Below are 26,009 nucleotides of genomic sequence, written 5' to 3'. Positions count from 1 at the left end.
GTATCTGCAACGAGCCGCCTGGCGCGCTTGTTGGCCTGTTCGACATTTTTTTGGAGGTGCTGATGACTGACGTCAAACGGCTGCCCGCGCTTGTTTCCCTGCAACACCTGTCTTTCCAGTTCGCCAATGGCGAAACCTTGCTGGCCGACGTGAACCTGTCCATTGATCAAACGCCTACCGGTATCGTCGGGCGCAATGGACGGGGCAAAAGTATCCTGGCCAAGTTGATGGCCGGCGTGCTGCTGCCCTCCTGCGGCACGTTGAAAAAACCGGCCCATGTTGCCTATGTGCCCCAGGCCATCACGGCTCAACCAGGGCAAACCATCGCCGATATCACCGCAACTGCCGCGGCCTTGGCTGCCCTTGAGCGAATGGGCCAGGGCGATGCACGCCTCGGTGACCTGGAACTGATCGACGATCGCTGGGACCTCGCAGAGCGCCTGCGTCAGGCACTGGATGCAGCGGGTTTGCAGACCCTCAGTGGCAGTACCCCGGCCGATCAACTCAGCGGTGGCCAACTCGCCAGGGTCGCGCTGATTGGGGCGTTGTTGGCGGCGCCGCAGTTGCTGATTCTGGATGAGCCCAGCAACCATCTTGATGCTGACGGGCGCGACTGGCTGTTGCGTGTGTTGCGCGATTGGCGCGGTGGCCTGGTGGTGGTCAGCCATGATCGACAGTTGCTCAATGCCATGGGCCGCATCATCGAGCTGTCGCCCCTGGGCATTCAAGTGTATGGCGGCAACTACGATGCCTATCGCCAGCAACGCGACACTCATCAGCAGGCCGCGATCGCTGCGTGGGAACAGGCGCGTCTGGCCCGCAGCCGCGAGCGTCGGCGCCTGCAAAAAGATCACGACGACCTGCAGCGCCACGCCGCACGCGCACGTAAACAGGCCGAGACCGCCAACGTCGACCGTTTTACCAAGGCCCGCTGGAAAAGCGCAGCCAAGGAGATTGTCAGCACGGTACGCAGTGCCCATCACGATCACAAAAACCAACTCGACGCCCAAGTGCGCCAAGCTTACGAGCGCGTGGCGGATGAGACGCCCACACTGCTCGCATTACCAGGCTCAACCGTCCCGAATGGCCGCCAGGTGCTGGTGCTGGAACAGGCGCAATTACCCTGGCTTGATCCCCAAGCACCCGCCAGCTACCTGACGCTCAACCTGACAGGCCCGGCTCGCGTTGCCGTACGCGGGCCGAACGGTTGCGGCAAATCGACCTTGCTCAAACTGCTTGCGGGCCATCGGCGGGCGGTCAGTGGCAAGTGCAGCGTCGCGGTGCCCAGCGCCTATATCGATCAGCACCTGGCGCTGCTGGACGACCGTCGCAGCCTTGTCGAGCAACTCAACCTGCTCGACACGCCCCTGGCCGAAGCCGAACTGCGCACACGTCTGGCGTTGTTGCAGCTGGACGCGCTGCGGGTCACGCAGCCGGCAGGGCACCTCAGCGGCGGCGAGCGTTTGAAAGCCGCGATGGCGGTAGCCTTGTGGCGTGAAACACCGGCGCAACTGCTGCTGTTGGATGAACCCACCAATCACCTGGACCTGGAGTCGGTGCTGGCGTTTGAGCAGGCATTGAAGGGGTTTGCCGGCGCGCTGCTGGCCGTATCACACGACGAGGCATTCTTGCAGGCGATTGAGCCGACTCACCATCTGACGTGGCACGCCACCGGCTGGCAACTGGAGCGTGTCTGAGGTCATTGCGCAGACAGGCAAAGCGTCCTACGGTAGTGGCCGGATAATCTCACCGAGGAAACCGGCCCCATGCTGCCTTCGTCTCGCAAGCCTTACACCAATGCCACGCTCGCCCATCGACAGCGCTGGCGCGGGCGGGTGGGCTTGATGCTGGTGGCTTGTCTGTCGGTGCTGGCGGGTATGACCGATGCCATCGGTTTTATGGCCAGCGGCGATTTCGTCTCGTTCATGAGCGGTAACACCACGCGCCTGGCGGTGGCCATCAGTGCGGGCGACCTGGGGCTCACCGGGCGGCTGGTGCTGCTGGTCGCCACCTTCGTGGTCGGTAATGCCTTGGGCGTGCTGGTCAGCCGTTTCAGCAAGCGCCATGCGTTGCCCTTATTGCTGTGCATCGGCGCCTTGCTCTGTGCTGCGGCGTTGTGGCCATCGACCGATACCTTGCCCGCGTTGCTCGCAGCGATCATTGCCATGGGCATGCTCAATGCGGCCGTCGAAGAGGTGAACGGGTTACCGGTGGGGCTGACCTACGTCACCGGAGCGCTGTCACGCTTTGGTCGCGGGCTGGGCCGTTGGTTATTGGGCGAGCGCCGCAATGGCTGGCGCGTGCAATTGATTCCGTGGGGCGGGATGTTCATTGGCGCTGTGATCGGTGCACTGCTGGAACAGCAGATGGGCCTGCGCGCATTGTGGGTCAGTGGTGCGTTGGCTGGGGCCTTGGGGGTGGCGACACTGTTGATTCCGCGACGCTGGCACTTGGGTTTCATGCCCCGTTGAGGTGGGGTGGAGGAGCTCGTTCGACGTTTAAGCCTCGACATCCGTGTACCGGTAAAGAGCCATCACGTCGAACGAGCGAGTGAATCATAAGCCAATGCCCGGCGGCTGTCCCGCCAGGCGTTTCTGAATATGACTAAGGCAACCGACTTACAGACAAGTGGCCAGTGCTGCCAGGCGACGTTTGGCTGGCATATTGTCCTGTGCGGCGTAGTAGTTGACCGTAGAACCCGCGCCGGTGCTGAGTACATCGACAAAGTAATCGCCACCGGTGGTGTACACCGTAAAACCACCCGCCTCGGTCGCTTCCTTGAAGCCGCCGGCATCGATGCCGAACACGCTTTCATCCTGCCAACCGAACTGGATGCATTGGGCAACCACCAGAGTGGCCTTGTCCGATGCCAGGGTCTTGTAGGGGCTGCCTGCGCGCGCCTCTTTCATCTTGGAACCTGCACAACCGGCCAGTGCCGCCAGTATCAATGCGCCTATTACCACTTTGTGCATGCCATTGCTTCCTTGGAAAAACCGTGACTCTACCACTGTGCGAAAGCCAACTGACGCGCCCATGAACTTTGTTTCACTGTGAAAGGCAAACACGCCGCCTATAGTGGCCAGGCTCATTTTTTGGAAGTCTCCCTTCTGCCCGCCACCCCGCGGGCTTTTTTTGCCTGGGTATCAAAACCACCAACGGAACAGATAGAACAGCGCCATGCTCAATAGCACGGTGGTCAATACGCTGCGCGTCCAATACATCAACGCCACGGCGCAGATGCCGGCCAGCAGGTAAGGGTTGCTCGGGCTCAGGTTAAGCCGATGGTCAGCCAGAAAAATAATCGGCCCGCAGATCGCCGTGAGCATGCCCGGCACGGCGAAGCCCAAAAATTCACGCGCGCCGCGATTGAGCCGTACCGGCAAGCGTGGCTCGATAAACAGGTAACGGTTGAAGAACACCACCAGGCCCATGGCCACAATCATCAGGTAAATCATCGTTGCCCCACTCCCAGCCGTTTACAAGCAAACCCCGCGCTCATCCCCAACACACCCGAGACCACCACCGCCGACTCCCAATGCAGATAACTCAACCAGACCGAGCTCAGCAGTGCCACGGCAACGCATACCACCGTGGGCACGTCGCGCACCACGGGGGTGATCAAGGCGATAAAGGTGGCGGCAATCGAAAACTCCAGCCCCAATTGATCAAGGCCGGGAATGCTCTTGCCCAGCACAATGCCGGCAAGGGTGAAGAGGTTCCAGATCAGGTAAAACGTCAGGCCGACGCCCAGGGCGTACCAGCGATTGAAGGTCTGGCGGTCATAGTGGTTGACCAGGGCAAAGAATTCATCGGTCAACAAAAAACCCAGGCTCATGCGCCAACGGGTGTTGAGCGAAGACAACGTAGGACGCATATGCATGCCATAGAGCAGGTGCTGGGAGGTCAGTAGCAAGGTGGTCAGCACGATGGAAATCAGGCTGGCACCGCTCTTGACCATGCCGATGGCCACCAGTTGTGCGGCACCGGCAAACACAATGGCAGACAAGCCTTGGGCTTGCAGCGGGGTAAATTGCGCGTCGATGGCCATGGAGCCGGCCAGCAACCCCCAGGGCGCACAGGCCAGGGATAAGGGAATGACGGCGATGGCGCCGCGGGTGAAGGCGTAATGAGGCAATGCAGTGGGCATGGAAAACGGCTCATCGACAGACAGTCGACAAGCATGCCAGCACGAACGAAGGCTTGTCTTGAACGATCTTGCTCAGGCGAGCTTGACTGATACCTGCTCCACCGAATCCCGGGCTTCGCGCAATTCATACGCATCCTGGTTCAGCCGGTGGATGGTATTGAGCAGGCGCTGGCGAAGCACTTCATCGCCGAGTTTTTCCACGGCGCGCATCAGGTCAAAGGCCGCGGTTTCGTTATTTTCCGCGACGGAATCCAGGGTCTTGCGCAGGTTGCGGGTGGCTCGGGTCACGCGGGGTCTTCCTTCATCAGCAATGGGCAGGCACGTTAGGACATTTGTGTTTCATTTTAATTTCAAACAGTTGTGGCGGTTTCAAAGGCCTTTGATCCATATCAATTGAAACAAGATTTGACCTATATATATGGAAATACGTATATTCGAATATATTCACTTGAAAAGTCCTTGATCATGTCAGACCTCCTCATCCCGACCGCCCTGTTCAAGTGCCTGGCCGATGCCACCCGTGCACGGGTGACCTTACTGATCCTGCGCGAAGGCGAACTTTGTGTGTGTGAGTTGATCCATGCCTTGGACGACAGCCAGCCAAAAATCTCCCGTCATCTCGCGCAATTGCGTAGTTGCGGGCTGCTGGTGGACCGACGTCAAGGGCAATGGATCTACTACCGCATCAATCCGGCACTGCCCGCCTGGGTTACTCAGGTGCTGGACACCACTCTGCAAGCCAACCAGCCATGGTTGCAGGATGACGCACTGCGTCTGAATGCAATGGGCGACAGACCACAACGGGCCAGCACCTGCTGCTGAGCCATCGGAGCTTTTATTCATGCTTGTCGCAATTGCGATTTTCCTCGTCACCATCGTGCTGGTCATCTGGCAACCCAAGGGCCTGGGTGTCGGCTGGAGTGCCACACTGGGGGCGATCCTGGCGCTAGCCTGCGGGGTGATCAGCCTGGCGGACATCCCAGTGGTGTGGCACATCATCTGGAACGCCACCGGTACCTTTGTCGCGCTGATCATCATCAGCCTGTTGCTGGACGAAGCCGGCTTCTTCGCCTGGACGGCCCTGCATGTGGCGCGCTGGGGCCGTGGCCGCGGCCGGCGGTTGTTTGCTTATATGGTGCTGCTGGGTGCGCTGGTATCGGCGCTGTTTGCCAACGACGGTGCGGCGTTGATCCTGACGCCTATCGTGATGTCGATGCTGTTGGCCTTGCGCTTTTCCCCGGCGGCGACCCTGGCCTTCGTCATGGGCGCCGGGTTTATCGCCGATACGGCGAGCCTGCCATTGGTGGTGTCGAACCTGGTGAATATCGTTTCGGCGGACTATTTCAAGATCGGCTTCAACGAATATGCTGCCGTGATGGTGCCGGTGAACCTGGTCAGCGTGGCCGCGACCCTGGCAGTGCTGCTGTGGTTTTTTCGCCGGGACATTCCCCAAACCTACGACCCGGCTGACCTGGAAGACCCCAGCAGTGCCATCCATGACCCTGCGACGTTCCGCGCCGGTTGGTGGGTACTGGGTATTCTGCTCATCGGCTGTTTCGCCTTGGAGCCTCTGGGTATTCCCATCAGTGCGATTTCCGCCGTCTGCGCCGTGCTGCTGCTGGTGATTGCCGCCAAGGGCCATAAGATTTCCACGCGCAAAGTCCTCAAGGAAGCGCCTTGGCAGATCGTGATTTTTTCCCTGGGCATGTACCTGGTGGTGTATGGCCTACGTAACGCCGGCCTGACCGACTACCTGGCCACCTGGCTCGACACCTTCGCCACCTATGGTGTGTGGGGCGCGGCCATGGGCACCGGGTTGCTGACGGCGCTGCTCTCATCGGCGATGAATAACCTGCCGACGGTACTGATTGGCGCATTGTCCATCGAGTCCAGCCATGCTGTGGGCGTGGTCAAGGACGCGATGATCTACGCCAACGTGATTGGCAGCGACCTGGGCCCGAAAATCACCCCCATAGGCAGTTTGGCCACTTTGCTGTGGCTGCATATCCTGGCGCGCAAAGGCATCACTATCACCTGGGGTTACTACTTCAAGGTCGGGATCGTGCTGACCTTGCCCGTGCTGCTGATCACCCTGGCCGCCCTCGCCTTGCGCTTGAGTTTCTAAAGGAACGCGCCATGAAAGTCCTGTTCATGTGTACCGCCAACAGTTGCCGCAGCATCTTGTCCGAAGCGATGTTCAATCACTTGGCGCCAGAGGGTTTCGAGGCGGTCAGCTCGGGCAGTTTTCCCAAGGGCCAGGTGTTGCCCCGTAGCCTGAGCACGCTGCAGGCGGCGGGCATCAGCATCGAAGGTTTGTACAGCAAGGGCAATGACGCCTTTCAAGGCTGCCCGCCGGATGTGGTCATCACCGTGTGCGATAAAGCAGCCGGTGAAGCGTGCCCGGTGTATTTTGGCCCGGCGGTGAAGGCCCATTGGGGCTTGGAAGACCCCTCCGAGATGCAGGGTGATGAGGCGCAAGTAGAGGCTGCATTCAAGGCCACCCTCAACATCATCGCCGCACGCTGCGAAGCGTTTTTTGCGCTCCCCTTTGCGAGTTTATCGCCAGATGAATTGAAGGCTGCAGTCGACCGCATTGCCTCAACACCGCAGCCTTTTTAGGAGCGAGCTTGCTCACTCCTACAGGGTCCTGTGACAGGCGCTGACTCTGTGGGCAATGCATGACCAGTGTGGGAGCTGGCTTGCCTGCGAAAGCGTTGGTTCAGTAAAAGATTCAGTGGCTGACACACCGCCTTCGCGAGCAAGCCCGCTCCCACAGGAGATCTGCGCCGGGCGTTGATTCTGTGGGCAGTACATAACCAATGTGGGAGCTGGCTTGCCTGCGAAAGCGTTGGTTCAGTAAAAGATTCAGTGGCTGACACACCGCCATCGCGGGCAAGCCCGCTCCCACAAGGGGATCTGCGCCGGGCGTTGATTCTGTGGGCAGTACATAACCAATGTGGGAGCTGGCTTGCCTGCGAAAGCGCTGGTTCAGTAAAAAATTCAGTGGCTGACACACCGCCTTCGCGAGCAAGCCCGCTCCCACAGGAGATCTGCGCCGGGCGTTGATTCTGTGGGCAGTACATAACCAATGTGGGAGCTGGCTTGCCTGCGAAAGCGTTGGTTCAGTAAAAGATTCAGTGGCTGACACACCGCCATCGCGGGCAAGCCCGCTCCCACAGGGGATCTGCGCCGGGCGTTGATTCTGTGGGCAGTACATAACCAATGTGGGAGCTGGCTTGCCTGCGAAAGCGCTGGTTCAGTAAAAGATTCAGTGGCTGACACACCGCCATCGCGGGCAAGCCCGCTCCCACAGGGGATCTGCGCCGGGCGTTGATTCTGTGGGCAATGCATGACCAGTGTGGGAGCTGGCTTGCCTGCGATGGCGGTGGCTCAGTTGAAGATTGAGTGGCTGACATACCGCCATCGCGGACGTTCCTACAGAGGACGTGGTATCCCTCTCTCGGACTGACGTATGCTCTGGCACTTTCTCGAAAGGAACTGAGCATGCTGTCGATCTTTGTCTATGCGCTGGTATTCGGTTTTGTATTTTGCCTTTCTCCCGGCGCCGTGCTGGCAGAGACTCTGCGCCGCGGCTTGCTCCATGGCTTCACGCCGGCGTTGCTGGTGCAGTTCGGCTCACTGGTGGGCGACGCCGTCTGGGCCGTGATTGGCCTCACCGGTATCGCACTGCTGATTCAGCATGATGCAGTGCGGGTTCCACTTACAATCGTCTGTGCGCTCTACCTGGCCTGGCTGGGCATCCGCAGCCTGATTGATGCCTGGCAGTTACCCGCAACCGACAACGCCCCTGCCAGCTCAGGCAAAAATGCGTTGGCGGTGGGCGCGGCGATTTCCTTGGCTAATCCGAAAAACATCGTCTACTGGGGCGCCTTGGGCAGCGCACTGTCGGGGATTGTCGGCACCACCCCCAGTCACGGGCAGACCCTGATGTTTTTTGCCGGCTTCATGCTGGCGTCGGTACTCTCGTGTTTTCTTACCGCCGCCTTGGTGAACCTGCTACGCAAGAACGCATCACCTAGCTGGCAACGTGTGAGTTATGCGGCGTGCGGTTTAGTATTGATTTATCTGGCGATACTCGCCGCGCACGGTATATAAAGTTATCCAGCCAATAACTTGCATGCCTCTTGTCTGAACAAACTCTGAACACGGGCTAATTTAATTAATCATGCGTTGACATTCTGTGACGCCCTGAGTAGATTGCCCGTGCCCGCAACTGGGGCCTTTTTTAAACCTCACAAAAGAAGCCAATGGACACAGTATCTAGTCGCTGTCCGAGCACCGCCTCTGCGGGCATCGGGCGCCAAACCCAGAATATGACAGGACTCGCGTTCCAGGTCCGGTAAGCTGCGCTAGAGCTTGATGCTCCATCGTAACTGCCTCACCGGTCGCCCGTCCGGTCCCGAGGTGTGTTATGACCTTCCAACTCCTTGTTTTGCCTGATACACGCACACTGGTCGCCGCCCTGCGCGCCAAGCTGTGCCGAGCGCCGGCGGGCTTTTCGCCAACCCGCTCGACCTTTGTCACACCCTCCCCTCAAGTGCGCCCGGCACCGCCGCTGGCGCACTGGCGTATCTGCCCTGAAAGCGGCCACCTGGTGCAGCATTGGGATCATGCTGACCCTCAAGACCCGCAGAGACCCAAGGTTTCCCGCCTGGCGCAAGCGCGCCTGATGCTCGGTCTTTACCTGAGCACTCGCGCCGCCTGAGCTAGCTGGAAACAGCAACTTTCTTATTGATGACCCTGGAGTTCTTTATGAACAAATCCAGTAGTAGCCCGCTGCACGCTCGTTAACTAACGCGCTGTTAGCGGGCCCTTCAGAAGTTATGTGAACACCTTATTTAAACCGATCGCAAAGTTTGCGGCTCGGCATGCTTTCGCTCGCCTGTATTCAGGTAAGTACCGGGTATGTTTTGTCGAGAATTGGCGACAGGAGTACAGACAATGAGCGCCGTAAAAAACACGCCTCTGCACAAAAAAAATGGCACCGCTGCCGACACCAAGCTGTCGATGCGTGCCGCCCGTGAAGCCCACAATGGCCTGGCGGCCACCCTCGCCAATGTACGGGCCACCCAGGACGGTCTGACCGAACTGGACGCTTCGGCGCGTCTGCAACGAGAAGGCTATAACGAAGTCGCCCACGACAAGCCGCCACACGCTATCGTCCAGTTCCTGCAGGCTCTGAACAACCCGTTCATCTACGTGCTGCTGACCCTGGGTGGCATCAGCTTTGTGACTGACTGCTGGCTGCCGATGCAGGAAGGCGAAGAAGCCGACCCGACCAAGGTCGTCATCATCATGACCATGGTGTTGCTCAGCAGCCTGCTGCGTTTCTGGCAGGAACACCGTTCGGCCAAATCCGCCGAGGCCCTCAAGGCCATGGTACGCACCACCGCCACCGTACTGCGCCGCGAGCAGGTTGGTGCTCAGCCCACCTTGCGCGAAGTGCCGATGCGTGACCTGGTGGCCGGCGATATCGTGCAATTGTCCGCTGGCGACATGATCCCCGCCGATATCCGCCTGATCGAGTCCCGCGACCTATTTATCAGCCAGGCTGTGCTGACCGGTGAAGCCTTGCCGGTGGAGAAGTACGACACCCTGGGCGATGTCACGCAAAAATCCGCCTCTACCCTGGCCGCCGACCAGGGCAACTTGCTGGACTTGCCGAACATCTGCTTCATGGGCACCAACGTGGTCAGCGGTCGCGCTAAAGCAGTGGTGGTGGCAACGGGGCCGCGCACCTACTTTGGCTCCCTGGCCAAGGCGATTGTCGGCTCGCGGGTGCAAACCGCCTTCGACCGGGGCGTGAACAGTGTCAGCTGGCTGCTGATCCGCTTCATGCTGGTAATGGTGCCCATCGTGTTCTTCCTCAATGGCTTCTCCAAGGGCGATTGGGGTGATGCCTTCCTGTTTGCCCTGGCGGTCGCCGTCGGCCTTACCCCGGAAATGCTGCCGATGATCGTCAGCGCCAACCTGGCCAAGGGCGCCACGGCCATGGCCAAGCGCAAAGTAGTGGTCAAGCGCCTCAATGCGATCCAGAACTTCGGTTCGATGGACGTGCTGTGCACCGACAAGACCGGCACCCTCACCCAGGACAAGATCATCCTCGAACATCACGTCAATGCCTTCGGCCAGCGCGATGACGCCGTGCTGTCCCTGGCCTGGCTCAACAGCTTTCACCAGAGCGGCATGAAAAACCTGATGGACCAGGCAGTGGTGCAGTTCTCGGAACAAAACCCCAATTTCCAGGTGCCGTTTGCCTACAGCAAGGTCGATGAATTGCCGTTCGACTTTGTCCGTCGTCGCCTGTCGATCGTGGTCAAGGATGCCGCCGGTGACCAGTTGCTGGTGTGCAAGGGCGCGGTGGAAGAGATGCTGAGCATTTCTACCCATGTCATGGAGGCCGGCGAAGCCGTGCCCCTGGATGACCGCCGTCGTGAGGCACTGCTGGCACTCGCCAATGACTACAACGAAGACGGTTTCCGCGTGCTGGTGGTAGCGACCCGCAATATCCCTAAAGCGCTGGCCCGCCAGCAGTACACCACCAGCGACGAGCGCAACCTGGTGATCCAGGGCTTCTTGACCTTCCTCGACCCACCGAAAGAAACCGCAGGCCCGGCGATTGCGGCGCTGCAACAGATTGGTGTGGCGATCAAGGTGTTGACCGGCGACAACGCCGTGGTCACCAGCAAGATCTGCCGCCAGGTTGGCCTGGAACCCGGCCAGCCGCTGCTGGGCGTGGAAATCGAAGCCATGGACGACGCCACCCTGCTGCGCCGCGTAGAAGAGCGCACGGTATTCGCCAAGCTCACGCCGCTGCAAAAATCCCGCGTGCTCAAGGCCCTGCAAGCTAACGGGCACACCGTCGGCTTCCTCGGCGACGGCATCAACGATGCACCGGCGCTGCGGGATGCCGATGTGGGTATTTCGGTGGACAGCGGCACCGACATCGCCAAGGAATCGGCCGACATCATCCTGCTGGAAAAGAGCCTGATGGTGCTGGAAGAAGGCGTGCTCAAGGGCCGCGAAACCTTCGGCAATATCATGAAGTACCTGAACATGACCGCCAGCTCCAACTTCGGCAACGTGTTCTCAGTGCTGGTGGCCAGTGCGTTCATCCCGTTCATGCCCATGCTGGCGATCCATCTGCTGCTGCAGAACCTGATGTATGACATCTCCCAACTGGCCCTGCCGTGGGACAAGATGGACAAGGAATACCTGGCCAAGCCGCGCAAGTGGGATGCTAAAAACATCGGCCGCTTCATGATCTGGATCGGACCGACCTCGTCGATCTTCGACATCACCACCTTTGCGCTGATGTGGTACGTGTTCTCGGCCAACAGTGTGGAAATGCAGACCCTGTTCCAGTCCGGCTGGTTTATCGAGGGGCTGCTTTCGCAAACCCTGGTGGTGCATATGCTGCGCACCCGCAAGATCCCGTTCTTCCAGAGCACGGCCGCCTGGCCGGTGTTGATGATGACCTGCATCGTGATCGCCCTGGGCATCTACGTACCGTTCTCGCCACTGGGCACCCTGGTGGGCCTGCAACCGCTGCCGCTGGCGTACTTCCCATGGCTGGTGGGCACCTTGCTGGCTTACTGCTGCGTCGCCCAACTGATGAAGACGATCTACATCCGCCGCTTCAAACAGTGGTACTGACCCTCCCCGCCGTTCAAACGCAGGCGGCTGCCTGGTCGCCTACGTGCAATACAAGGATTTGCTCATGCGCGTGTTGATCTGTGCAGGTCGTAATTACGCCGACACCAAAAAGTCCCGCCATGTGCTGGACGCTTACCACCGCCTGCGCCCGGTGCAGGTACTGATTCACGGCGGCAACCAGTTCCTGGGCAGTGAGATCGAGGAATGGGCGCGGGAAATCGGTATCGACGTGGTGCGTTATCCACCCAATTGGCAGCGCCATGGCAAACAGGCGGAACGCCAGCGCAACCACTTCATGCTGGCCGACAGCCGCCCCGACCTGATCATTGCCCTGCCGGGTGGTGACGATACCTCGGAGCTGGTTTGCCAGGCCAAAGCCAGCGGCATTTCGGTGCTGGCCGTAGAAAGCTGAATTCAAGCGAGGTGCATCATGCACAAAAAATACACGCCGGCACGCCGCGACGGATTTACCAAATATCGCGCGCGCCACTCTCGTCACACCCTGCTGTTACTGCCGCCAGCAAAGCGCCGTGCATTGCAGCGCAACTTGATCTTTATCGGCATGACCCTGGGCCTGGTCTTTGTCGTCGCGTTGATTTCAAAAGCCCAAGCCGCAGGCGGCGCTTATGTGGTTGATGACGGTGCGATCAACGCGCCGGGGGAATGCAACGTCGACGCCTGGTACAGCGCCCATCGGCACGCGGGCAGCACCCACAACAGCAGCTTGTCGCCCGCTTGCACGTTCAGCGCTATGCCTGCCGTGCAATGGGGCGCCGCGTTGTCACGGGCCGTGGATGCAGGCAAAGGCGAGACGCAGATCAACCCGCAAGCCAAGGTGCAGGTGCTGTCACGACAAGAGTTGGGCTTGGAACTGGCGATTGCGGTCGGGGCGCATGTCGCGCTGGATCGCCATCACGGGTTTGATGGCGCAGACCTGAACGTCCCATTGACATGGCAACCCCTGGCGCCCTTGCGGCTGAACCTGAACGCCGGTTGGGGCCACGCCTACAACGACGGTGATCAACAGCATCGCCTGACTTGGGGCACGGGGTTCGAATATCAGTTGGCAGAGAAGCTCACGCTGATTGGCGAGCGCTATGGCCAGGAAGGCGGCGAACAGGCCTGGCAGGCTGGGCCGCGCTTGCACATTGGCGAATTTGTCGACGTGGACCTGCTGGTCGGGCGCAGCCTGATTGGCGATCGCGCCCAGTGGCTGACCACTGGGGCGACGCTGAGGTTCTAGGCGTTGGCCTGCTGCTCCAGATGCACCTGCAATTGCGGATCGATGTGCAACTGACCAGCCAGGTCGTCAAGGTAATTGCGCTCGGCGTCCTGCTGATCATCGACCAGCATCACGCTCGCCAGGTAAATCTCCGCAGCAAGTGCCCGGTCATTGGCATACTCGGCAAAATCGGCGGCATCCAGGGGCTTGGCGACTTCGGCGTCGAGCCACTGCTGCAACTGAGGGTCGTCGGTGTGACGGCCAATCTCGGCAGAAATCATTTGCTGCTCTTGCGCATCGATTTTGCCATCGGCCTTGGCCGCCGCGATCAACGCACGCAGTACGCCGTGGCTATGGGCTTCGGCTTCAGGCCCTTCAAGCTGGTCAACGGTCTGGATAGCTTGCTGCGGGGCCGAAGCCTGTTGGCGTTGCCACGCTTGGTACGCTTGGAACGCCGCCATGCCCAGGGACGCCAGCGCCGCGTAGTTCATCCCACCGCCGCTACGCGTTTGGGTGGCCCCACCCGCCGGCGCGCCGCCCAACAAGCCACCCAGGCCACCTAATAAACCACCCAAACCGCCGCCCGCCGCAGACGCATTGCCGGTGCCGGCGCCCTTCAACAACCCTCCAAGCAACCCGCCCAGGCCGCCGCCCGCAGCTCCGCCGCCTTGCTGCCCTGCACGCAACAGTTGTTCCAGTAGATCGCTGGTATTCATGGTGTCGCCCTCCGGGGCGCAATAGTGGCGTTGATCAAACATAGTCCTCCCCTGATGGAACACCATGACCGTCGGGCGGGCAAGCTTTATGATGACGCCATCACGCCGAAAAGGGAGAACAGCGGTGAATCGCATCGAGCATATTGCGTTGATGGCCACTTACAACCAATGGATGAACCGCAAGGTCTACGACACCGCCGGCACCCTCACGCACGCACAATTGACCCTGGACCGCCAGGCGTTTTTCGGCTCGATCCTCGGCACTTTGAACCACCTGATGCTGGGCGACACCGTCTGGCTCAAACGCTTTGCCGAACACCCGGCCCACTTTGCGGCCTTGGCGCCACTCAACGGCATTGCTACGCCCGGTGACCTCAAGCAATTGGCCTTCGCCAGCCTTGCTGAATTATCGGCCCATCGCGCCTGGCTGGATCAACTGATCATCGATTGGGCCAACAGCCTGCACGAGTCCCACCTTGATCAACACCTGCGCTATCACAACATGCGCGGCGTGGCCGCCGAGAAACCCTTTTTCGGCCTGCTGGTGCACTTTTTCAACCACCAGACCCACCACCGCGGCCAAGTGACGACACTGCTGAGCCAGGCGGGTGTGGATGTGGGGATTACCGACTTGCTGGCACTGATTGACTAAATACAGACACGATCAATGTGAGAGCTGGCTTGCCTGCGATGGCGGTGTAACGGGTTCAATACCTGTGACTGACACATCGCTATCGCAGGCAAGCCAGCTCCCACAGTTGCGCTATATTGCCCACAGCATCAGTGCTGTCACTTCACCTTGCTGCTCAAGTTTTCCACACTGCGCTTCACATCATCCAGGCTTCGCTTGAGGCCGTCGATTTCGCTTTTCTGCCGCTCTATCGTGCTCTTCTGCTCATCCACCGTACGCTTGAGACTCGACAGCTGGCTGTCACTGCTACTGGCACTCGAGCCGTCCTTGCGCTTGAACTCATCAAACGCCCGCTCCTGGCCCTCCACTTTGCTTTTCAAGCTTTGCAATTCGCTTTGACTCTGTTTTTGCCCAGCCTGCAGCGCCTCGACATCACCCACGGAAACACCCGAGGGCTTCAACACATAGGCGCCGCCCACATCCATCGAGCCGGCCGTCAACTTGTCTGAAGACGACGCACTGAACTCCCCCCACTGCACCGCACTCCCCGCCTGCGCCAGACTGAATACGCCAGTGCCCAACAACCCCGCGACACCTGCGGCCATGATCCAAGCCTGCTTACGGATACTGAGCATCAAACGACTCCCTGCGAAAATGCCGAAATGGCCTATGGCTATGACTGTCATTTATGGGGCTTGTTCCTGGGTGGCTTGCGTTCATCGGGACTTGACACAAAGGCCCTGTAGATCACTGATCTGCCACGCTTTTTCCTGCGCATCTTTATGCGGGAAAACCGGCTTGGAGGTTGCGCTGAAGCGGCTGGATCTATATATTCCCAACCCTGTTACACCGCGCTACCGCCCGAATGGCGAAACTGGTAGACGCATGGGACTTAAAATCCCCCGCTCGTAAGGGCGTCCCGGTTCGATTCCGGGTTCGGGCACCATCTCCTGTTCCACTGACGGCCAGCACTGTTTGTGGAACCCTTGAAAACCCGCCGTTTGGCGGGTTTTTTCGTTTATGGCGTTTCGTCGGTTTCCGTATGTTTGCAGACTTTCGTGTTTCCGAACTCTGCCAGCGAGGAAGCGCTCAGCCTGTATGAACGCTGGCTTGGCATTCCTCGCCAGGGTCCAGTGCTTTTGGACTTGCAAACCCTCAGAAATCTACCGTACCCGAGAGCAATACCGTGCGCGGCGCGCCCAAGCCGCCAGAAAGGCCGCTGCCATCCCCGCCGTTCCACGAACCAAGCCAGTACGCCTTATTGGTGACGTTCTGCACGGTGGCGCGCAAGGTCACAGGCTTGGTCTCGACCTTGAAGGCATAGCGAGCCCCCACATCGTAGGTGGTGTACGAGTCCAGCGACACCCGATGATCGTTGGTCGCGTATTGTTTGCCCGTGTGGTTGATGTTGCCGGTCAGGGTCAACCCAGGGACGTCGAGGAGGTCATACTCCGTGCCTAGCTTGGCAATCACCTTGGGCACGCCTGTCACTTGCTTGTCTTTGACACCACCGGTGACCACCTTGGTCATTTCTGCCTGGGTATAGGTCGCACCGCCCATCAGGCGCAATCTTGGTTGCAACTCGCCAAAGAACGACCATTCCACGCCACGGTTTTGTTGCTCGCCGTAGACGCCGAAGACATTGGTGAGCGGATCGGTAAAGGCACTGGGCTTCTCAATCTGGAACAGGCTGACGGTATGGGCGAAAGAGCCCAGGTCTACCTTGGTCCCCAGTTCGTATTGCTTGGTCTGGTACGGCTGCATGACCGCACCTGCGTTCTCTGCCGAGTCAGGGGCCGACGCGCCTTGGCTGAGGCCCTCGATGTAGTTGGCATAGAGCGACACCTCATCCGTCACCTTGACCAGAAGTGCGGTGGCGGGCGAGACACGGCTTTCGTCATAGCTGGTTTTCGAAGCCCTGGGGCCGAAAGCGTCGGTGGTGTTTTGCACGCGCTGACGACGGGCGCCTACGGTCCATTGCACACGGCCTTCGGCGAAGGACAGCGTATCGGCAATCGCATAGCTGCCCAGGTTGGCCCTGGTTTGCGAGGTGGTTGCACCATAGCCCGGGAAGGTCGGCGCGTTGCCAAAGTCGAGGTTGTCGTAATTTGTGGTGCCGGGGATGGCGGCTCTCGCGTCCTTGAAACTGTTGTCGGAGGTAAAACGGGTCGCGGCGATGGTCCAGGCATGATCCACGGGGCCCGTCTGGAATTTGCCCTTCAACCCGACCTCACCCGATTGCTGGGTGCCACTGCGAATCGAACGAATGGCCGAAGAGCTGATGCCACCCACATTGTTCACCAGGGTGCTTGAGTTGATCATCGCGTTGTAACCACCATCGCGCTGCCCCCACGCCGCGTAGGCAGTAAGCGAATCCGTCAGGTCGTATTCGCCCCGCACCATCGTGGTAGTGGTGTTGTTGATGGTGTAGGCCCACTTGGGTGCCAACGCATAATCGCCCTTCTTGGGGCTTGGCAAGTGGGTGACGTTGGGGGCAATTGTGTTGATCCCGAAGTAGTTGAGACCATCAATGCGTTCACGCTGTTTGTAGAAATCGAGCGATATCCGAGCCCGCTCGCCACGCCATTCCAGCCCGAGGGAAGACAGTGCCATTTTGTGTTGCTGATTATCCACGGGGGTATCGCCGTCACGGTAAACGCCGTTGAAGCGCACACCAAACTGCTTCTGATCACCAAAACGTTGCCCCAGGTCCGCGTGCACACCCCCTAGGCCCCGGGACTCATAAGTGGTGGTCAAGCGTGCCAACGGTTCGTCGCCGGCGCGCTTGGGTACCAGATTGATGCTGCCACCTACACTGCCGCTTGGCGGCATGCCGTTGAGCAGCGCCGAAGGGCCCTTGAGCACTTCGATGCGCTCCGCCAATTCGGTAGAGCCGCGCATATTCGGCGCCATGCCGACCAGGCCGTTAAAGGTGATGTCATCGGCGTTGCTGTAGAAGCCGCGGATGAAAAAGGTTTCAAAGTTGCTGCGTTTGGTGGGCACGTACACCGAGGGGTCGGTCGCACCGATCACCGAGCCGATATCCTGCGCCTGACGGTTCTGTATGTATTCATCGGTATAGCTGATGGTATTGAAAGGCGTCTCCATGAAATCCTTGTTGCCCAACAGCCCAACGCGGCTGCCGGAGGCAACCTGCCCGCCAGCATAAGCCGGCGGCAGACCTGTAGCGGGGTCCATGACGCCCTCCACCACCGTTTCCGACAACTCCAGGCTGGCGCTGCTTGTGCCTGCTTGCGGGGCAGCGCTCGCGGCGGTGGGCGCCGCCGTCAGCCCCAGTACCAGCGCCATCTGCACAGCCGTGAACATATGACTCAAAGTAAAGCGTTGCGCAGCCTGCGGTGAATCAGGGGTAGCGCGATGTTGGCGACAGCGTTCCGACATGCTGAATTCCTTTTGATTCGGAGAATGTGTATGTGCTCACTAGGCTTTCCGAACCAGAAGGTAAAACCCTCAATAACAATCATTAGCATTTGTGTTTTTTTGAAAATAAAGGCGAGTGCCTGCACGGCACCCGCCCTTGCGACCCCAAGCGCAGCGGGTCAGCCCTTGTAGCCTTGAACCACCTCGTCGGCCATGCGACCCAGACACGTTGCACTGACGGTACACAGGTACCAGGTCTGGGCGTCGACAAAGATCACACGTCCGTTGGTCCAGGCCTTGGTTTTGCGCAGCAGCGGGTTATCCAGGCTCTTCATGTCCAGCGCCGGCCGCCGTTCCATCACTGCGGTACGGTCGATCACGTAGAGAATGTCGGGATCGGCCTGCTGGATGAATTCATTGGAGATGGGCTGGCCATGTAAGCCAGCCTCGATGTCGGTGCTGGCGGGTTTTACGCCCAGGGTGTCGAAGATGAAACCGTAGCGTGACTTCACGCCATAGGAGGTGAATGCGCCGTTGTTATGCAAAACGATCAGCGCTTTCTCCGGGCGCCCATCGGTGACGCGCCGAGTCTGTTCAACCTTGGCGTCCATTTGCGCAACCTTCTGACGAGCCAACGCTTCTTTGCCTAGAATGCGCCCCAGGGTCATGAGGTGATCCTTGGCGGTGGCGAAGAGATTGCCGTGTTGGTTGGTCAGGTCCACATCGTCATAGAGCGTCGGTGCGATCTGGCTCAGTTCTGGGTAACTTTGCGCCTGGAGCGGCGAGATCAGGATCAGGTCGGGCTTGAGGGCATGCAACCGCTCAAGGTTGGGTTGGATGGTCGACCCCACGTCCATGATGTTCGGATTGTCACGGTACTGGATAAGGAAACTCGCGACATAGTCCTTGGCGATACCCACCACCGGCGCGTCCAGCTGGTCGAGTGTATCGAGTTCACTCATATCGAACGCCACCACACGTTGGGGGAGCTGGGTGATCATCGTGCTACCCAGTGGATGCTCGATCTTGATCGGCTCGTAGTGCGTATGCGCAGCGACTGGCGCGGACGCCTGTGCCGAGGGTTTGTCACAGCCCTGCAGGCCGGCCGCCACCGCGACCGCCAGCAGTGCCCCACGGATTGTTTTTGCCTTACCAATACTCATATCTGCTCCCTTGATAATGATGGGTTGAAGTAGTTGCAGACGAACCCCTGCTCGCTCTGCAGAATCTCGAAATCCAAATCAAAGAGATCGCGCAGGTGCGCCTCGGTGACAACCTCCGCTACCGGGCCACGCAAGTGCACCGCGCCGTTTTTCATGGCCACGATATGATCGGAGTAGTTGGCCGCGAAGTTGATGTCATGCACCACCAGGATCACGGTGCGACCTTGTTCGTCACATAAGCGGCGCAGCGCACGCATGATTTGTACGGCATGCTTCATGTCCAGGTTATTGAGCGGCTCGTCCAACAGCAGGTAATCGGTTTGCTGGGCAATGGTCATTGCCAGGAACGCCATTTGCCGCTGCCCGCCGCTCAGCTCGTCGATGTAAGAAAGGCGTAATGGTTGCAACGACAGAAACTCGATGGCTTCGTCAATGACCTGGCGATCCTGGACGGTGAGCGCCCCTCGGCTATAAGGGAAACGCCCGAAAGCCACCAATTCTTCAACGGTCAGCCGCAGGTTGAAATCGGGTGTCTGGCGTAAGGTGGCGACGCGCCTGGCATATTCGCGGATGGGCACATCCGCAATGCTACGCCCGCCAATCAGCAGTTCGCCGCGGGTCGGCGCCAGCAGACGTGCGATCAACATCAGCAAGGTAGTCTTGCCTGCCCCGTTGGGCCCAATCAGCGAAGTCACCTGCCCTGGCGGGAACTGAACGCTGACGTCACTCAGGACGTGCTTGGTGCCGTAGGTCTTATAGACGTGACGAAGGGAAATCATGAAGCGCCTCGGGTTCGAATCATCAGCGCGAGGAAATACCCGCCGCACACCAGGTTGATGAGAATGCTGACGGAGGTGTTGTAGTTGAACATCTGCTCGACCATGTACTGGGCGACGATGAAAATGCCAATGGCAATGGCGCAACTCATGGGCAATGTAATCCGGTGCCGGGCGGTGCGGGCAAGCGCATAGGTGATGTTTGCCACAAACACGCCCATGAAGGCCGTCGGCCCGACGAGACTGGTTGAGACAGCCACCAGAATCGCGATCAGCGCAAGTTGCAGGCGCACGCTGCGTTGAAAATCGACACCCAGGGAAATCGCCTGGTCACGCCCCAGCGACAACACATCGAGCACCGGCAGGCTTCTTTGCACGATAAAGCACGCCGCCGCCACCAGCAGCCCCGAATAGATCACTTGCGTGGGTTGCGCCTTGTTAAAGGAGGCGTAGTTGAAACCCTGGAAGATCGAGAACTCACCAGGGCTGATCTTCAGTTGGATAAACTGGGTAAAGGTGCCCATCACCATGCTCAGTACCAGCCCAAGCAGGAGCAGCAGGTACACGTTGTTGCGTCCGTCATGGAACAGCCAACGGTGAATGAGCCCTGAATAAGCGAGCATCAATAGGATCGACAACAATACGTTACCGTTACGCCCTAACAGCACCAGGCTCTGGGTACCCAGCACCAGGATCAGCAAGGCCTGGAACAACAGGTAGATTGCCTCATACCCCATGATCGCCGGCGTCAGTATTCGGTTGCCGGCAAGGGTCTGGAAAATCACCGAAGAATAAGCAACGCATACTCCGGCAATAACCATCGCGGCCAAACGGGTCATTCGCTTGGGAATGACGTACTCGAAGTCAAAGCCTGAGCCCAACAACAGGAACGCTATCGCCAGGACCAGCACCAGTGCCCATAGACCATAGCGGGTAGCCACACGCCTCATGCGTATTTCCTGATCAGCAACACAAGGAACAACATACCGCCTACGCTTCCCGCGGTGAGACCGATGGGCACTTCGAAGGGATAGATCAACAAGCGGCCGAGAATGTCGCACGCCAGCAACAGCGACGCGCCGCACAACGCGACGATGGGCAATGTTCGCTCCAGGTTCTCGCCGTAGTGCAACGCCACCAGGTTGGGAATAACCAGCCCGACAAAGGGAATGGCCCCTACGGTAATGACCGTGGCGGAAACGGTGACCGCCACCAGCATCAACCCCAACGCCGCATTTGCCGTGTAGTTCAGGCCCAAGCTGCCGGCCATGCCCTCGCCCATGCCGAGTACAGTAAAGCGGTGCGCGAACAGATAAGTGAGCACGACTATCGGCAAGATCAGGTAGATGATCTCGTAATTGCCCTGGACGATCTTCGAGAAGTCTCCGAGCATCCAGCCCTGCATGCTCTGCAAGATATTGTGACGATAGGCGTAGAACTCGGCGATGGCGCTCAATACGCTGCCGTACATCAGGCCGATGACCGGAACCATCACGGTGTTCTTGAACTTGATGCGGCGGATGATCGCGACATAAAGCAGGCTCGCCGCAAAGCAAAACGCCAAGGCAAACAGCATACGGCCGGCCGCACCGGCAGCGGGGGCCACCGTCAATGAAATCAGAATGCCCAGCTTTGCTGCATCCAGCCCGCCGGAAGTTGCCGGTTCGACGAAGCGGTTGCGCACGATCTGCTGCAGAATCACGCCGCACACGGCCAGCCCCACCCCCGTGAGAATCAGGGCGGCCAGGCGAGGAAGGCGGCTGGCAGTCAGTGTCAGCCAAGCGTCATCGGATAACGTGAACAGTGCCGTCCAGGAAACCTCTTTGACCCCCACCATCAACGAAAGGCAACAAAGCACGGCAAACACGCAGAGTAAGATTGCACGGCTCAAGAACCGCCCTCACCGTCTGATTCTCCAGCAATCCGCCAGCCTTTCGCGGCTTGGCGTTGGGCGAGAAAGTGCGCGTAGAGCCCTGGCTTGGCATTCAACTGCGCATGGGAGCCCTGCTCGCTGATCTGGCCGTGGTCGAGCACTAGAATCTGGTCGGCCATGACCACTGTCGACAGCTGGTGCGCGATGACAATCAGCGTGCGCGTGCCGCGTAAACGCGCCAACGCTTGCGCGATCGCCGCTTGGTTCTCGGCGTCGAGAGCGGCGGTGGCCTCATCGACCAACAAAATCGGCGCCTCTTTGATCAGCGCACGGGCGATGGAGATTCGCTGTCGCTCTCCCCCGGACAGGCGTGCACCGCCCTCGCCTACTGGCGTGTCCAGGCCTTGGGGCAAGCGTTCGATGATCTCCAGGACGCCAGCCTGTGTTGCTGCTTGCATCACTTGGGCATCAGTGGCATCGGGTTTACCGATGCGAATGTTGTCGGCGATGCTGCCCTGGAACAGGTAAGCATCCTGAAAGATCTGGCTGATCTGACCGGCCAGCTGCCCACTGGACATCTGCCGAACATCTACACCTCCCACCATCACGTGGCCTTGCGTCACATCGAAAAAGCGCGCAATCAGCCGCACCAGGGTGGTCTTGCCCGAGCCAGAAGCACCGACCAGCGCCGTCATGCTGCCGGGCTCGATACGCAGGCTGACATCGCGCAACACATCGGCCTGATCCTCGGCATAGCAAAAGCTCACGTTTTCCAATACGACCGATCCATCGACCGGCGCTTGCGGGGCCTGCGGCTCCGGCAAAGGGTCGACCTCGAAGATTTCGCGCACGGCATCAAGCTGACCGCGCGCGCCACGTAGCACTTCGCTATAACCTGCGACCTCCAGAAGCGGGTCGATAAAGCGGCTGACCAACAGCAACGACACGATCACGGCTATGACCGAAGACGGTGCCAGGCTTGCGCTCAACTGATCACCCAGCCATAGCGTGGCAGCCACCAGCAAGACGGCGAAGCCGGCCTGCACCGCCCAGGCATTGAACACCACCGACATCGCCGAGACGTGGATCAGCCGCTTTGCAGACTGCTGCTGGCGCCCGATGGCCTGCTCGAGAAACTGGGTGCCGCCGTCCTCGCCATTAAAGGCGCGGAGCACCGATTGTGCCTGGGCAAACTCGACCATGCGCTGGCTGGTCTGCGCGGCGCTGTGCTGAAAGCGTTGGTCGGCGCGCTGCCCCAGATGAGCGGTCAGCGCAAAGATACCCAACAAGAGGGGTAAAGCCAGTAGCGCGATCAATCCCATTTGCCAATGTAAGTTGAACAACGCGGCAACGATTACAACCGGTGTGACCACCCCTGTGATCAACGGCGTGAAAACGTGGGCCGGAAGCTGAGCCAATTCCATCATGCCCTGGGAGGCCAAATGGCTCAGTCGTGCGGTATTTTGTGCGCTGAACCAACCGACCGGCAAACGCGCCACATGGTCGCCGAGCCGATGACGACCACGCTGCAGAACAGCGATACCGACGCGGATACCCGCCTTCTCCACCGTCCGTCGCAAGGCCCAGCAAACCAGCACCCCGATCACGAGCGCAGTCAGCCATTGCCCTGCTGAGCGCACATCACCGTTCAGCAGACGAGTGAGCACCGGTACCAGAGTGACAATCGTCAGCCCGCAGAGCAGGCCGTAGACGAGCGTCATCCAAAGGTAGCGGCGCAATACGCGGGCATCTTCGCCCAGCAGTTGATTAAAGGTTTTCAGCATGACGATACCGCCTGTTCCTTGGCCTGTTCGTAGCCGCCCAGCGCCCACATTCGAGCGTAGCGGCCGTTGCGGGCGAGCAGTTCGTGGTGGCGTCCCTGCTCGCAGATCGTGCCGTTGTCGATCAGGATGATTTGCTCAGCATGCATCACCGTATCGAGGCGGTGCGCGATCACCATCAAGGTTCGGCCCCGGGCGAAGCGCGACAGTGCTTGTTGAAGCTTCACCTCGTTCTCGGCATCGGCCGCCGCCGTGGCTTCGTCGAGCACCAGCAGTGGTGGGTCCAACAATATGGCGCGGGCAATACTCACGCGCTGCAACTCGCCGCCGGAAAGCTGTACATCCTCCCCGATCACCGAGTCGTAACCTCGGGGCAAGGCGCAGATGCGCTCATGGATATTGGCAGTGCGGGCTGCGTCTTCGATTTCCTGCTGACTGGCCGAGGCGCGGCCCAAGGCGATGTTGTCGCGCAGGCTGGCATGGATAAGGCGTACCTCCTGCAACACAAAACCGATGCGCCGGTACAACTGCGCGCTCTCGATGTGCCTGAGGTCGACGCCGCCCAAGGTGATGCGCCCTTCACTCGGGTCGAAGAAGCGCAACAACAGGCGGGCCAGGGTCGACTTGCCGGAGCCCGAAGCACCGACAATCGCGGTCACTGTGCCCGGCTTGAGGGTGAAGTTGACGTTCTTGAGCACCGGGGTCTGGCCGTCGTAGCTGTAGCCGAGCTGCTCGACACGTATTTCGGCATCTTCCGGCAACGCTGGCGCGGCAGCTGCCAAGGTTTCCAGCACGGGCGTTTGCAACAGCGTATGAACGCGCTGCGCTGCGCCCGTAGCATTGTTCAAGTCATGGGTGACGTAGCTCAGCAGCAACAGCGGCGCACAGATTCCCGGCGCCACCAAGGCAAAGGGCAACACGTCTACCGGTGTGATCCAGCCCAGGCTCACCCAAAGCGTTCCAAACGTCAGCACTACGCCGAGCACCGCCACCGGGGCAATCATCGCGTGAGCGTTGGCCATCGCGCTGACCAGCGGGCGGGTGAAGTCGGTAAAGGCCTCAGCGAAGCCATCAACCGCCTTGCGGTAGCTGCCATGGGCCTTGCCCTCGACCCCGAAAGCCTTGACCACAGGAATGCCATTGACGAACTCAACCACTGCATTATTGATGCGTGCCATGCCGGCGCCAAATGACTGCATGTTCGCCCCACTGGCCTTGGTGGCCCTGGAGAAAAACAGGAAGAACAGCGGGAACGGCAACAGCGAAACAATCGCCATGCGCCAGTCCATGACGAATAGGTAGAGAACCGAAACAAGAATTGCGCCGATGGTACGACCCAAGGTGGTAAAGAAGTGCGCGGTCAGGCTGTGCAACGTGCCAATGTCGTCTTGCATCGCTTGCTTGACCTCGCCGGAAGCCCGACTGGTAAACCATCCCAATGGCACCTTGGCCAGACGGCGGGTAATCGCCCGACGCAAATGGCCGGTGATGCGGTTGTCGGCCAGGTGCGCAGCCATTTCGCCCAGCGAAATCAAGGTCATCCCGAGAAACAGGCAGGCCAGACTGATGATGACAACCCGCCAGACTTGATCCTGCATCTGGCTCCAGGCTGTCGCCACCTCATCTTGGGCCATTGCAAGCTGTGCGATATGGGCGATACCGGCCAGCGGCACCAGCGTCAGCATGGTACCGATGGCGGCCAATACCGCCGCGACTATCAGTTGCCCACGTATGGGTCTGAGTATCTGAGATACCGTGCCGGCAACGCCGGGTTCATCTGTAGCACTCATGAGTTCTCCTGAATAACCACTGCAGGTAACCTGAAGGCCACCTGGCTTCCTTTAGGTTTGAGTGGTATGCGCTGCGTACTTTGTATTCCGAACGGCAACGCAAAATCCTCAATCGAGACGTTCATTAATCGATGAGGCGGTGCCAGGCACCAGCCCGGGCACGAATGGGTAGCAGGCTCGCAGGCCAGACGCGATGTACTTCTCGACGGAAGACACCGACACTTTCAACTCGCAGGCAATGTCGCGGTGGCCCATACCATGCAACTTGCACAGCAGCAGCGCTTGGCGGGTTTTGGCTGGCTTGCGGCGCAATGCGTCATCGATCTGAGCCAGCGCTTCACTCACGAGGGCACGTCGCTCCTCTGACGGGACCAACAGTTCGGCCTGCAACTTGAGCGCCTCCAGATGGCGGGCCTCAAGATGACGTCGGCGATAAAGATCGATCACCATGCCTTTGGCGATTTGGGTCAGGTGGGCGCGAGAATCCTCGGTGGAAGGAACCCGGCCTTTCTTGATGAGATTGAGATAGACATCGTGAGCGAGATCAGCGGCATCGACCGAGCTGCCCAACTTGCGGCGCAACAGGCTGCATAGCCAACCGTGATGGTCGACATAGAGCTTTTCAAATTGCTGCGTGGACGCGAACGCTCCGTTGTTCACAACACCTCTCCTGAGACGGTCAATTCGCGATCAGCTTTTGACTAATGCGAATAGGTATGATTATTATTTAACATCATACGGCGTTCATTGACCCCCTGCAAATGTGAGTTGCTTGCACCTTCTCTTGCGCCTGGATTTCTGAGCGTTGCAGCAGACCGAGGATCGGCCTGTCGGCACTGCGGTGCCCTCTCT

25 protein-coding genes and 1 tRNA gene are annotated in these 26,009 nt (G+C 59.5%); 12 read left to right on the top strand and 14 right to left on the bottom strand.

The features are described 5' to 3' along the window. The first annotated feature begins 62 nt into the window (after positions 1-62). The gene (locus JMV15_RS08090) at positions 63-1,697 is read left to right on the top strand and encodes an ABC-F family ATP-binding cassette domain-containing protein (RefSeq protein ID WP_201491338.1); all 1,635 of its coding nucleotides are present in this window, start codon (positions 63-65) and stop codon (positions 1,695-1,697) included. A gap of 69 nt (positions 1,698-1,766) precedes the next feature. Then, on the top strand, positions 1,767-2,471 hold the full coding sequence (locus JMV15_RS08085; RefSeq protein ID WP_014718525.1) for a YoaK family protein: 705 nt from the start codon (positions 1,767-1,769) through the stop codon (positions 2,469-2,471). Between the two features lie 147 nt (positions 2,472-2,618). Here JMV15_RS08085 and JMV15_RS08080 read toward each other — a convergent pair whose 3' ends face one another. The 4 genes from JMV15_RS08080 to JMV15_RS08065 all read right to left on the bottom strand — a co-directional run bounded on the left by JMV15_RS08080 (position 2,619) and on the right by JMV15_RS08065 (position 4,435). Beyond that, the gene (locus JMV15_RS08080; protein ID WP_014718526.1) at positions 2,619-2,972 is read right to left on the bottom strand and encodes a hypothetical protein; all 354 of its coding nucleotides are present in this window, start codon (positions 2,970-2,972) and stop codon (positions 2,619-2,621) included. 171 nt (positions 2,973-3,143) lie between these two features. Beyond that, positions 3,144-3,455, bottom strand: a complete 312-nt coding sequence (locus JMV15_RS08075; protein WP_014718527.1) for an AzlD domain-containing protein — start codon at positions 3,453-3,455, stop codon at positions 3,144-3,146. Beyond that, a complete protein-coding gene (locus JMV15_RS08070) occupies positions 3,452-4,147 on the bottom strand; it encodes an AzlC family ABC transporter permease (RefSeq protein WP_014718528.1) in 696 nt (231 codons plus the stop codon). The genes JMV15_RS08075 and JMV15_RS08070 overlap by 4 nt, the downstream gene beginning before the upstream one ends. Before the next feature lie 72 nt (positions 4,148-4,219). Beyond that, positions 4,220-4,435 carry a hypothetical protein gene (locus tag JMV15_RS08065; protein WP_003191339.1) on the bottom strand — a complete coding sequence of 72 codons (216 nt, stop codon included), beginning with the start codon at positions 4,433-4,435 and terminating at the stop codon, positions 4,220-4,222. Between the two features lie 177 nt (positions 4,436-4,612). Between JMV15_RS08065 and JMV15_RS08060 the strand changes: the two genes are divergently transcribed. The 8 genes from JMV15_RS08060 to JMV15_RS08025 all read left to right on the top strand — a co-directional run bounded on the left by JMV15_RS08060 (position 4,613) and on the right by JMV15_RS08025 (position 13,067). Continuing rightward, a complete protein-coding gene (locus tag JMV15_RS08060; protein ID WP_014718529.1) occupies positions 4,613-4,969 on the top strand; it encodes a metalloregulator ArsR/SmtB family transcription factor in 357 nt (118 codons plus the stop codon). Positions 4,970-4,988: 19 nt separating this feature from the next. Further along, complete coding sequence (locus JMV15_RS08055) at positions 4,989-6,272, top strand: arsenic transporter (protein WP_014718530.1); 1,284 nt, start codon at positions 4,989-4,991, stop codon at positions 6,270-6,272. An 11-nt stretch (positions 6,273-6,283) separates the two neighbouring features. After that, positions 6,284-6,766 (top strand): arsenate reductase ArsC, encoded by a 483-nt coding sequence (locus JMV15_RS08050; RefSeq protein WP_014718531.1) that lies wholly within the window; start codon positions 6,284-6,286, stop codon positions 6,764-6,766. Positions 6,767-7,651: 885 nt separating this feature from the next. Further along, the gene (locus JMV15_RS08045) at positions 7,652-8,263 is read left to right on the top strand and encodes a LysE family transporter (protein ID WP_014718532.1); all 612 of its coding nucleotides are present in this window, start codon (positions 7,652-7,654) and stop codon (positions 8,261-8,263) included. 316 nt (positions 8,264-8,579) lie between these two features. Next, positions 8,580-8,873, top strand: coding sequence for a hypothetical protein (locus tag JMV15_RS08040; protein WP_014718533.1), 294 nt, complete (start codon positions 8,580-8,582; stop codon positions 8,871-8,873). A gap of 236 nt (positions 8,874-9,109) precedes the next feature. Continuing rightward, a complete protein-coding gene (gene mgtA, locus JMV15_RS08035; RefSeq protein ID WP_201491337.1) occupies positions 9,110-11,824 on the top strand; it encodes a magnesium-translocating P-type ATPase in 2,715 nt (904 codons plus the stop codon). A gap of 64 nt (positions 11,825-11,888) precedes the next feature. Next, entirely contained in the window at positions 11,889-12,236 is a 348-nt protein-coding gene (locus tag JMV15_RS08030; protein WP_201491336.1) for a DUF2493 domain-containing protein, read from the top strand. An 18-nt stretch (positions 12,237-12,254) separates the two neighbouring features. Continuing rightward, positions 12,255-13,067, top strand: a complete 813-nt coding sequence (locus tag JMV15_RS08025) for a hypothetical protein (protein ID WP_201491335.1) — start codon at positions 12,255-12,257, stop codon at positions 13,065-13,067. On the opposite strand, the gene JMV15_RS08020 is transcribed toward JMV15_RS08025, so the two are convergent. Continuing rightward, positions 13,064-13,762, bottom strand: coding sequence for a tellurite resistance TerB family protein (locus tag JMV15_RS08020; protein ID WP_032903063.1), 699 nt, complete (start codon positions 13,760-13,762; stop codon positions 13,064-13,066). The genes JMV15_RS08025 and JMV15_RS08020 overlap by 4 nt on opposite strands. A 124-nt stretch (positions 13,763-13,886) precedes the next feature. Here JMV15_RS08020 and JMV15_RS08015 point away from each other — a divergent pair, with 124 nt between their 5' ends. Next, positions 13,887-14,414 (top strand): DinB family protein, encoded by a 528-nt coding sequence (locus tag JMV15_RS08015; protein WP_014718538.1) that lies wholly within the window; start codon positions 13,887-13,889, stop codon positions 14,412-14,414. 137 nt (positions 14,415-14,551) lie between these two features. On the opposite strand, the gene JMV15_RS08010 is transcribed toward JMV15_RS08015, so the two are convergent. Further along, positions 14,552-15,028, bottom strand: a complete 477-nt coding sequence (locus JMV15_RS08010; RefSeq protein WP_019817088.1) for a hypothetical protein — start codon at positions 15,026-15,028, stop codon at positions 14,552-14,554. Positions 15,029-15,252: 224 nt separating this feature from the next. On the opposite strand from JMV15_RS08010, the gene JMV15_RS08005 reads away from it, so the two are divergent. Then, positions 15,253-15,339: transfer RNA gene (locus JMV15_RS08005), tRNA-Leu, on the top strand. 209 nt (positions 15,340-15,548) lie between these two features. On the opposite strand, the gene JMV15_RS08000 is transcribed toward JMV15_RS08005, so the two are convergent. From JMV15_RS08000 to JMV15_RS07965, 8 genes are all read right to left on the bottom strand, one after another. Continuing rightward, positions 15,549-17,795, bottom strand: a complete 2,247-nt coding sequence (locus JMV15_RS08000; protein WP_069868510.1) for a TonB-dependent receptor — start codon at positions 17,793-17,795, stop codon at positions 15,549-15,551. A 158-nt stretch (positions 17,796-17,953) separates the two neighbouring features. Continuing rightward, complete coding sequence (locus JMV15_RS07995) at positions 17,954-18,937, bottom strand: siderophore ABC transporter substrate-binding protein (protein WP_069868512.1); 984 nt, start codon at positions 18,935-18,937, stop codon at positions 17,954-17,956. Then, positions 18,934-19,716 (bottom strand): iron ABC transporter ATP-binding protein, encoded by a 783-nt coding sequence (locus JMV15_RS07990; RefSeq protein ID WP_019817091.1) that lies wholly within the window; start codon positions 19,714-19,716, stop codon positions 18,934-18,936. Before JMV15_RS07990 ends, JMV15_RS07995 begins: the two co-directional genes overlap by 4 nt. Next, on the bottom strand, positions 19,713-20,663 hold the full coding sequence (locus JMV15_RS07985) for an iron chelate uptake ABC transporter family permease subunit (protein WP_069868514.1): 951 nt from the start codon (positions 20,661-20,663) through the stop codon (positions 19,713-19,715). The genes JMV15_RS07990 and JMV15_RS07985 overlap by 4 nt, the downstream gene beginning before the upstream one ends. Further along, positions 20,660-21,604 carry an ABC transporter permease gene (locus JMV15_RS07980; RefSeq protein ID WP_038450228.1) on the bottom strand — a complete coding sequence of 315 codons (945 nt, stop codon included), beginning with the start codon at positions 21,602-21,604 and terminating at the stop codon, positions 20,660-20,662. Before JMV15_RS07980 ends, JMV15_RS07985 begins: the two co-directional genes overlap by 4 nt. Next, the gene (locus JMV15_RS07975) at positions 21,601-23,370 is read right to left on the bottom strand and encodes an ABC transporter ATP-binding protein (RefSeq protein ID WP_038450230.1); all 1,770 of its coding nucleotides are present in this window, start codon (positions 23,368-23,370) and stop codon (positions 21,601-21,603) included. The genes JMV15_RS07980 and JMV15_RS07975 overlap by 4 nt, the downstream gene beginning before the upstream one ends. Beyond that, on the bottom strand, positions 23,364-25,157 hold the full coding sequence (locus JMV15_RS07970) for an ABC transporter ATP-binding protein (protein ID WP_038450232.1): 1,794 nt from the start codon (positions 25,155-25,157) through the stop codon (positions 23,364-23,366). Before JMV15_RS07970 ends, JMV15_RS07975 begins: the two co-directional genes overlap by 7 nt. A 108-nt stretch (positions 25,158-25,265) precedes the next feature. Continuing rightward, on the bottom strand, positions 25,266-25,817 hold the full coding sequence (locus JMV15_RS07965) for a sigma-70 family RNA polymerase sigma factor (RefSeq protein WP_014718547.1): 552 nt from the start codon (positions 25,815-25,817) through the stop codon (positions 25,266-25,268). Positions 25,818-26,009 lie beyond the last annotated feature (192 nt).

Source organism: Pseudomonas paracarnis (assembly GCF_904063055.1).
Lineage (GTDB): Bacteria > Pseudomonadota > Gammaproteobacteria > Pseudomonadales > Pseudomonadaceae > Aquipseudomonas > Aquipseudomonas paracarnis.
Note: the sequence above shows the minus strand (reverse complement) of the source record. Positions and strands in the feature narration are given on the sequence as shown.